Origin of the sequence: Ruegeria sp. AU67, assembly GCF_900312795.1 — a bacterium.
GTDB classification, from domain to species: Bacteria; Pseudomonadota; Alphaproteobacteria; order Rhodobacterales; family Rhodobacteraceae; genus Ruegeria; species Ruegeria atlantica.
On sequence record NZ_OMPH01000013.1, the window covers coordinates 18,603 to 27,124 of the forward strand.

7 protein-coding genes and 1 pseudogene are annotated in these 8,522 nt (G+C 53.7%); 5 read left to right on the forward strand and 3 right to left on the reverse strand.

The features are described 5' to 3' along the window. The first annotated feature begins 67 nt into the window (after window positions 1–67). On the forward strand, window positions 68–1,660 hold the full coding sequence (locus DK510_RS05190; RefSeq protein ID WP_109311219.1) for a trypsin-like peptidase domain-containing protein: 1,593 nt from the start codon (window positions 68–70) through the stop codon (window positions 1,658–1,660). Here the strand turns inward: DK510_RS05190 and DK510_RS05195 are convergent, their stop codons facing one another. Both DK510_RS05195 and DK510_RS05200 read right to left on the reverse strand, forming a co-directional pair. Next, window positions 1,661–3,277: a hypothetical protein gene (locus DK510_RS05195; protein WP_109311220.1), complete on the reverse strand. Its 1,617-nt coding sequence runs from the start codon at window positions 3,275–3,277 to the stop codon at window positions 1,661–1,663. It abuts the gene before it with no gap. 43 nt (window positions 3,278–3,320) lie between these two features. Then, complete coding sequence (locus DK510_RS05200) at window positions 3,321–4,541, reverse strand: APC family permease (RefSeq protein WP_160116452.1); 1,221 nt, start codon at window positions 4,539–4,541, stop codon at window positions 3,321–3,323. A 746-nt stretch (window positions 4,542–5,287) separates the two neighbouring features. Between DK510_RS05200 and DK510_RS05205 the strand changes: the two genes are divergently transcribed. After that, window positions 5,288–5,695 carry a c-type cytochrome gene (locus DK510_RS05205; RefSeq protein ID WP_109311222.1) on the forward strand — a complete coding sequence of 136 codons (408 nt, stop codon included), beginning with the start codon at window positions 5,288–5,290 and terminating at the stop codon, window positions 5,693–5,695. A 306-nt stretch (window positions 5,696–6,001) separates the two neighbouring features. On the opposite strand, the gene DK510_RS05210 is transcribed toward DK510_RS05205, so the two are convergent. Then, a complete protein-coding gene (locus DK510_RS05210) occupies window positions 6,002–6,868 on the reverse strand; it encodes a cation:proton antiporter (RefSeq protein WP_234998933.1) in 867 nt (288 codons plus the stop codon). A 200-nt stretch (window positions 6,869–7,068) separates the two neighbouring features. On the opposite strand from DK510_RS05210, the gene DK510_RS05215 reads away from it, so the two are divergent. The 3 genes and pseudogenes from DK510_RS05215 to DK510_RS05230 form a co-directional block, all read left to right on the forward strand. After that, window positions 7,069–7,518, forward strand: coding sequence for a phasin family protein (locus DK510_RS05215; RefSeq protein ID WP_109311223.1), 450 nt, complete (start codon window positions 7,069–7,071; stop codon window positions 7,516–7,518). A gap of 57 nt (window positions 7,519–7,575) precedes the next feature. Beyond that, window positions 7,576–7,983: a universal stress protein gene (locus DK510_RS05220; protein WP_109311224.1), complete on the forward strand. Its 408-nt coding sequence runs from the start codon at window positions 7,576–7,578 to the stop codon at window positions 7,981–7,983. 253 nt (window positions 7,984–8,236) lie between these two features. Continuing rightward, window positions 8,237–8,522: pseudogene (locus tag DK510_RS05230) on the forward strand (IS6 family transposase); the annotation flags it as partial.

Below are 8,522 nucleotides of genomic sequence, written 5' to 3' on the forward strand. Positions count from 1 at the left end.
ACCAAGCCATGGGTTTGGTGTTGCAGCGTGGTAGAATGCCCTCACGCGTTTGGAAAAGGGGGTCATAATGCGAAATCCAGAAGCGAGTAGCATTACATCCTCAGGGAATGGTGGTGAAGGTGAGGTGCGGGCATTTCTGGAGAGCCTGACAGGTCCATCGCGCGGAAACGTGAACTGGCTTGTCGATAAAACCCTAACTGTTTCAGTTGACGATGAAAGGGTGCTAAGCCTTCGACCTAGGGATGACCTGCCTCCCCATGATAGCGATATTGCCACCCTACAGTGGGCAGACGATGGTTACACAATAACCGCGCCAGCAGGGCGCAATGTATGGGTAAACGGGAAAAATGCTTCATCGGTGTCTCTAAGGCATGGCGACATGATCGAGTTCGGCGAAACGGGCCCTATGTCTCGATACAGGTTGTGCGATCACTCATTTCCCGCACACCACACAGTCGAAGATATTCTCAGTGACGCATATGCTTACACCCGAACGAGCCGTCGACCCTTCGCCAAAAAGATGTCTGGTGCCCTGCGCGATAGTGGGCGGCGGCTTGCGTCTCAGACCACGATACTTTTCAGGATCACAGTACTTGCAACGCTTCTTGTGATCGCGGGGTTTGGTTACCTACTTTACCAAAACGACCGGCGCTTGGCGGATAGTATCGGACAGGAGTCCCGCAAGATCGAAGCGGTCGCGGTTATGCTCGCTCAGACGCGAGAAGATGCACTTACGCCTGATGACTTGGCTTCGTTGCGTGACGCTTTTGAGAACCAGGTTTTGTCGACTGAGCAGCGTCTTGGAACCTTGGAGCAACGGGCGGTGGCACCCACGCGGGTGATAGCTGCCTCTACTCGATCTGTAGCTTTCCTTCAGGGAGCTTATGGATTGCGCCACGTGGAAAGCGGGAAGATATTACGGCACGTTTTGGGACCGAACGGAGAAAACCTGAAAACCCCGTTTGGCCAGCCTTGGATCGAACCGGACGGGACCGGCGAACCTGCAGAATTTCAGTTCACCGGAACCGGTTTTTTGATTGCTGGGGTGCCGTTGATGGCCACCAACCGCCATGTCGCTTTGCCCTGGACCTCGGGGAGTCGAGAAAAAGCGCTGAACGAGGCTGGTCTCAAGCCTGAAATGTTGAGGTTGCTGGCTTATTTGCCTGATCAGACGGAACCAATAGAGGCGCGTTTGGTCCGGTTCAGCGAAGCGGCAGACTTGGCGATTTTGGCAGTAGAGCCTAGCCGCGTTCACGACCTCGGCATTCCGTTGGCGGATGCCACGTCGCGCGTAGGTGAAGAGCTCTATCTGTTGGGGTATCCAACGGGTTTGAGGGCATTGATCGCGCAGGCTGGTCCGGGCTTTTTAGAGGAACTGGAAGCAGAAGGGACGTTGAATTTTTGGTCGATAGCGTCCCGGCTTTCAGAACAAAGCAAGATACACCCGCTAGCAAGCCGGGGGATAGTTGCGCGGACAAGCGGTAGCGCTATAGTTTATGACGCCGAGACCACGGCCGGTGGGAGTGGAGGGCCAGCATTGAATCGGCGGGGCGAGGTCGTTGCCGTAAATGCTGCGATCCTGCCCGAGTTTGGCGGTTCAAACATCGGCGTCCCGGTCTCACATCTCAGAGCTCTGCTAGGAGAGGTCGAAAGCCAGTGATCATTCGCTCGTTCGGAAGCGCGAGTTTTGAACAATGAACACTGTGGCCAGTGGAACGATCATCGAGATCACGGCCACGGAGATCAGCAAGTACCCAAGTTGGCTGTAGTCCGCGGTAGACGTGACTTCACCGGTCTCTGGATTTGTGACGGCGCGAGTGACGACGTATGTTTGGTTGAGGTATTTGGTGCTGAGGCTGCTGGCCGACAAAGCCATGTTTGTGAACGATGCCATCACCGCGAAGAAGGTCGCTTTCAACTGAACAGGGGCATTGCGTGCGATCCAAGCCAACATCGGGACCATGGCGATCTGTCCAAGCGGCGATTCAACAGCTGTATCAAGAATGGCAATGAACCTTGCGTCGACAAGTCCGCCGGTATGCGCCGCCGTCCATTCGTGCACACCGTAGTAGAGGGCAAGGTTAGGCAGGGCGAGAACGCCCGCCGCAATCGTTAGCAACACCACCACATGCGCAATCGAGCGGTTGGCCATAAATGGTCGAAGGACGATTAACCCGAGCAGGGCCAGCATCGAAGTCAACAAAGCCAGAATTGCCAGGAATTGCTCATCGAACCCCAGTTCATCGATTTCAAACCAAGTCAGGCCTGGTCCCGGCAGAGGAACGGCACGAAATACAAAAATGATTGTCGCTGTCCCGATCAAGGCTTTGGCTTGGGCTGGTTCCAACTCCTTCAGCAGACGCGACATGAGGTAAAGGATCACCATCAGGGAAACCGCAAAAACGGTCTCTTGCGCGAATTCGAAATCTGCGGTTCCCAGCACGATGCTGAGCACAACGAATGCAAAGCCGCCGAGCAATATGGACCATTTGACTTCGGTGGCTTCATCCGGCGTATGTGGCCGGTGGCCGCGCTTAATAAGCTGACGCTGGATAAAGCTGTGAAGAACGACTCCACTAACGGACAACACCGGGATGGTCAAAGCTATCAGATATACTTGGCCATAAAGCGCAAGGCGTTCGGATTCTTGCAGTTCTTCGGTTCCAGAGAATATCCAGATGTTTACAGCCGCAACCGCCGCAAACCCGGAAATGATCGAAACTCTGCCCAGGGTCTGCATCGTTGTGTGCTGTGCACGAGTTTCTTCCGGCGAAAATGGTGCGCCGTTCTGGTCAACCTTTGGAACCGCCTCAACCGTCATGGCGTCGGCAACAACGTCCTGAATTGCATAGCCCGAAGGCGCCAAGAGCAAGGCAACAACATACCAGTCTTCCAGCGGCATGAAACTGGACATCTGCGCAGGTGCGGTCACGAGCCCGTACATGGTGAGCAAAGACAACGTGATCAAGGACGCGCCGAACAAGATCAGCAGGGACTTCCAGCGCCAAAACAGGTCCACGACATGACCGAGCGGCATTTTGAGTATCCACGGGATACCAGCCCAAAATGCTAGCCCTGCAACGAAAGAGGCGGATAAATCGAGGTAGTCTTTTAGAAAAAAAGCACCGACGACCGAGGTCAGGCCGGACACGCCGGCAGCAAAATAGACCATCAATGGCGGCAGATAGGACCATTGCAGCTGCTGAACCAGATCCACAAACGTTCTATGCCACCAGGCCGAAAGTTTTGATCCTATGGAAGTTTGTTCAGTCGTCATATGCCATGGCAGCTCGTTGAGGCCTTTGGGTCGTTTTGTCTAGTTAGAGAAATCCAGATCCGAAAAGCAATGCACTGGTGATCACCCCAAGGATCGGTACCACAATAGGAACTCGGAAATGCTTGGCGGCCTCGTCCGGCTGCATCTTCAGCTGGATCAGCGAAATGTTGACGAGCACAAAGACGCCCAGAACGATCTGAGACGTGCGCTCTGCCAGGGTACCAATCGGTATAGTTTGGGTCAGCAGAACGATGATTGCGACGACCAGCAAAGTAGCAACTACTGGTGTCTGCGTTGATTTAGGGACTATCGCCAGAACCTTCGGCAAATGGTCACGGTCAGCTAGTCCGTAGATCACCCGCGAGGCCATAATCATCTGAATCAGTACTCCATTGACTGTCGCCACAATCGCGACTGCGGAAAAGCCCTTTTTGATGACCTCGGGCGCGTTTGAAAACACGAGCGCGAGGGGTGCTGCGGACGTCGAAAGAACATCGATCGGCACAACAAGTAGAACCGTCATTGAAGTTCCTAGATACAACACGGTCGCCAGAACGAGCGTTAGCAAAATCGCTTTTGGGATGGTGCGCACGGGGTCTTTAACCTCTTCCGCGACATTAGCCATGTCCTCGAAGCCAACAAATGCAAAGAAAGCGAGAAGTGATGCTGCGAAAATGCCTCTCCACGCGTCGAGTTCCAGCGGCGGAAGCATCGAACTGATCCCGTATCCCTGCGGATCCTGGATCGACATGCCCCAGCCAATCACAAAGAGAAGACCTGCGATCTCAATGATCGTGATGACAGCCGCAATAAAGACAGACTCAGTGATCCCCCAAAGCGCGATTAGACCCATGATCAAAACAACACTGATAGTCAAAATAGGGATCGCAAAACCGGTCAAAGCGTGAAGGTATGATGCTGCGCCAATTGCAACGGCAGAAGCGGAGATAACGCCCGAGGCTGCCACCGCAAGCCCAACGAAAACCGCCATCCAGTTTTTCCGAAATCCCGCCTCAACATAGGCTGCTTCACCTGCGCTGACAGGAAATCGAGTTGCGAGTTCTGCATACGAAAGCGCGGTGAGTGATACGACGAGCGCGGCTACAACGAACGACAACGCCGCAAACGGTCCGGCAATGTCTGCTGTTGCGCCGACTAAAACGTAAATGCCCGCTCCCACCGTTACTCCAAGGCCATAAAGCGTGAGCAACGGGGTCGTAAGGGCCCGTCTGAGTTTCTGTTCGTTTGGTTCAACAGAGTTCATAAGCGATTTCCAGCAACTGCCTGTTCCGAATGTCGTCACTGGCGTCCTTCTCGTTTTTGTCCGCGATTGGCGCAGCGGGTTAATCCGATGGTCAAAGCTGCATCGAATGCCTTGTGTCTCAACGCCTGGGCGCATTGGGCGCCAATCAAGTAACACGGGGGCTCGCCATCACTCCTGCCGAGCCCCCTTGGGTGGAACTTCCACTCCTTAAGAATTCCGTTCACCTTTGTGTTTGCTTGGGGACAGACCGGTGAACGTAGAACACGCTAAAACATTCGTATTTCACTATGTGATTCTTGTTGGTGCTTTGATCTATGTCAATCAACTCGCGGTCGGCGGTCTGCGAGGCTGAATCCCAACCAACTGTCGTTTGCCTTCGGACTTAAAGGCAAAGCTAACATGTGAGGCGGTTTGAGATTTAGGGTAGAAAGCTATTCTTGATGCTCTGGAACCTGTTACCAACCTTGGGCTCGACTGGTTGCATCGCGTGTCGCATCACCTCTGGCGAATTCGTTGGCATTTGAACGCTTTGGAAGGAGTGCCGCCAGGGCGCAAGGGGGAGTGAGGTCAATGACGAAGTGGCGTAGTTGGAGGCCGCCTGGATTGGACTTGGCGCGTGCTCAAGCGCCATTCGACCGAAAAACCAATCTTCGTGCTGAAGCGTTCAACATGAGCGAGGTCAAAGAGGTTTCTTAAGGATGCGGTTTAAATAGATCTGCATCCGGGGCAGTAAATTGGAGGAGCATATGCAGATTGTTCGCGGAATTTTACTGGCACTGTTCGTTACGGGACCCGTTCTGGCGCAGGACGTCAGCGTCGATGAGGGGCGCGATTTGTACCGGACGTATTGCTGGCAATGTCACGGTTTCGAAGCGACCGGAGACGGGCCAATGGCGGAAATGCTGGCTATTCGAACGCCCGACCTCACCAAGTTGGTGGGCCAAAACGACGGTGTGTATCCAATAGATCGCATAGCTGAACAGATTGATGGTCGTTCACAATTGCTCGCCCATGGTGGCGAAATGCCAATCTTTGGCGCAGTGTTTGAGACAGACCAACAAATCGCGGTGGCTTTGCCCAATGGGCAACGAATAATGGTAGGCTTGCCGTTGGCGAATTTGCTCGCCTTTTTGGAATCGATCCAGACTGACTAGTCACTGGCTGATTTACTAATCCGTATCAGCCGTACGTCTGATTGACATGAGAGTCAACGACGGCCCCAACACTTCGAAGGCCACAGTGCTGGCTAGAGTAAAGGCCATGATGGACGCGGCCCAATTCGGAAATTGCTCTCCGGCAACGAGAGCCATTCCTACCGCGACACCAGCTTGTGGCAACAAAGCGGGACCGTACCAGTGGGTCTGACGGCGAGGCAGGCCGCCCAGTCTCGCTCCGCAATAACCCCCGACAAGGCGGGCAACGGCGCGCAAGAATAGGAAAAGAGCACCAGCCCAGCCCATCTAGCCGAAGGCTTCAATATCCAACGTGGCGCCAGCCAGCAGGAAGAACAAAATCATGAACGGCCACTGAATGTGCTCGATCTCCTGAAAAGCACGCTCGTGATGGCGGGCAAGATTCCCGATCACTGCGCCCGCAACCATGCCTGCTACCAAGAATGAAACCTCCAGCCAAAGCGCGAGGCCCGCTGTAAGAAAGACTATGCCTACTGCTTCTGCCTGCATTGGCTCTCCCGGTTTCAAACGGCCGGTCAGGTAAGCGGATGGCACGCCTAGTGCGGTACCCAACAAAATAGCCCCTCCGAAATCCCACATCGCTGTGGTCGTGACGGTTGCCCAACCATCCGAATGACTGGCCAGAACGAGGGCGATGCTGAAAACGATCAGACCCCAAGCGTCATCAATCGCGACGACGCCCTTTATTGTCTCGGTGAAGCTGTTGGACACTCCAGATTGTTTGATCACGTCTGTCATGGCGGCCGTAGCTGTAGCCGTAGCGATTGCCGCCAACACCAACGCCAACCCGAAGGGTACGCCAATTGCGGTTAGTCCAGCAGACACAATAACAAGGGTTGCAACCACGATTGAAATCGAAATCGCCAGAATGGCTCGGCCATGCCGAACCAGGTTCTCGCGGGTCAATGATCCTCCAAGAAGGAAAGCGACCATCGTCAAGGCCACAATGGATATCTCGTTGAACCACATTGCAACGTCGATTGGGATCAACCCCATTCCGGCGTTCCCGGCGATCAGACCAAGAAAAAGTAAGGTTGTAACACGAGGAAGATGCGTGGTCCGACCTAGTTGGTCGGCCGCCAATCCGGCAAGGAAGAGGACACCAAGGGTAATCAGAAAGCCGGTAATGTGCATAGAAAACCAAGCGTTAAGTTCTTGTCTAGACTACTCTAACTCCAACCCTTCCTGCTAGGAACCGATGTCGAAGAGAATGCGAGTGTCCCGCCGCAACTTAAGCCGAAGTTCCGCATAATATGGGAAATTGATCTGTATTAAGGCAAAGGCGCGCCGCAGGTGGCACAATAACTCATTCAGGAAATGAGGAGGAATTATCGATGCCGACAAAGAAATCTAGCACCAATAGCCCGACCTCACTTGTGGATGTTTTCAAGCAAATGCAGCCGCCTATGTCTGGCAATTCAGCCTTCGATGCCCAGATCGAACAATTTTGGGACGCACAAGAAAAATTGCTCGAAGAAACAGAGGCCTTTGCGCATCATTGGTTCGAACGGCGTCATGAGGCGGTCCGGACGGCTCTGCAAGCTGCACGTAAAGTGTCTTCCGCGAACCCGTCCGATCCATCGAAAGCGCTTCAGAGTATGACGGAATGGCAGCGCCATTCGGCTGAGCGGTTGGTTGCTGACGCGCAGGAATGGTTCGAAACCGTGTCCCATTGTGTAACTTTTGTCGCTGAAACCGAAGCTGAAGCTGTTGAGAAAACAGTTGATGACGTTGTAGCCGCTACAAAGAGCGCCGGGAAATCTTCAAAGTCCGAGCCTGTGTAGGGTTCCTGCTGCCGAAAAACCAAAATGAAAACTTCGGAGCGGTAGATAGGAGGTCAAATGTACAAGAACATCCTGATCGCGGTTGCTCTGGACCAAGAACACGACACACAAGCGTCCTTTGAAGCCGCGCGCCAATTGGCCGATGCGGACGCCGTTTTTACAGTGGTGCACGTCCAAGAGCCAATTCCCGCTTACGTGGGATCTCAGATTCCCAACGAAGTACTTGCAAATACGCGGCATGAAATCCTGGAAAACCTGCCTCAGACTGCCTCTGAAGTTCCGGGCGCGAAGGCTCGGCTCATCTCTGGGCATGCGGGCAGGGCTATTGTTGACTTCGCAAATGAGAGCGACGCGGATTGCATAGTCTTGGCTTCGCACAAGCCGGAATTCGAGGATATATTTCTAGGTTCCACTGCGAACAGAGTCGTGCATCATGCCAGGTGTTCGGTTCACGTAATTCGGTGATCCAAAGATAGCGATGCGAGATCTCTATGGGGTCTTGTCAGAGGAACTTGGCTTGAGCGGGGCAGGGTGGTTGCGTAGTCATTGAGAATGACCAAACCTTCCTCTTTCAAGTACTTCAAAACCAGTCCCGAGATCATTCGCCTTGCGGTGATGTTGTACATCCGTTTCCCTCTTTCACTTCGGAATGTCGAAGATCGGCACTGTCAGAAGAACTTGTCTTGAGGCGGGCAGGGCGAGCACTTAGCGTCGCAGGATGACAAAACGCAGCCCTTTTCGCTACTTCAAGACGAGCCCCGAGATCATTCGTCTGGCCGTCATGATGTATGTTCGTTTTCCGCTTTCGCTTCGCAATGTTGAAGATCTTTTGCACGAGCGCGGCATCGAGATCAGCCACGAAACTGTGCGTTATTGGTGGAACAGATTTGGCCCGATGTTCGCGGCAGAGATCCGCAGAAACAGGGTCAATCGGATGCGATCTTATTCGAACTGGCAGTGGCATCTGGACGAGGTCTTCGTGAAGATCAATGGCGAGACGCACT

Coding starts and splice junctions, on each gene's coding strand:
- DK510_RS05200 (WP_160116452.1), bottom strand. CDS start 4,541: ATGAACTCTGTTGAACCAAACGAACAGAAACTCAGACGGGCCCTTACG.
- DK510_RS05190 (WP_109311219.1), top strand. CDS start 68: ATGCGAAATCCAGAAGCGAGTAGCATTACATCCTCAGGGAATGGTGGT.
- DK510_RS05215 (WP_109311223.1), top strand. CDS start 7,069: ATGCCGACAAAGAAATCTAGCACCAATAGCCCGACCTCACTTGTGGAT.
- DK510_RS05210 (WP_234998933.1), bottom strand. CDS start 6,868: ATGCACATTACCGGCTTTCTGATTACCCTTGGTGTCCTCTTCCTTGCC.
- DK510_RS05220 (WP_109311224.1), top strand. CDS start 7,576: ATGTACAAGAACATCCTGATCGCGGTTGCTCTGGACCAAGAACACGAC.
- DK510_RS05205 (WP_109311222.1), top strand. CDS start 5,288: ATGCAGATTGTTCGCGGAATTTTACTGGCACTGTTCGTTACGGGACCC.
- DK510_RS05195 (WP_109311220.1), bottom strand. CDS start 3,277: ATGACGACTGAACAAACTTCCATAGGATCAAAACTTTCGGCCTGGTGG.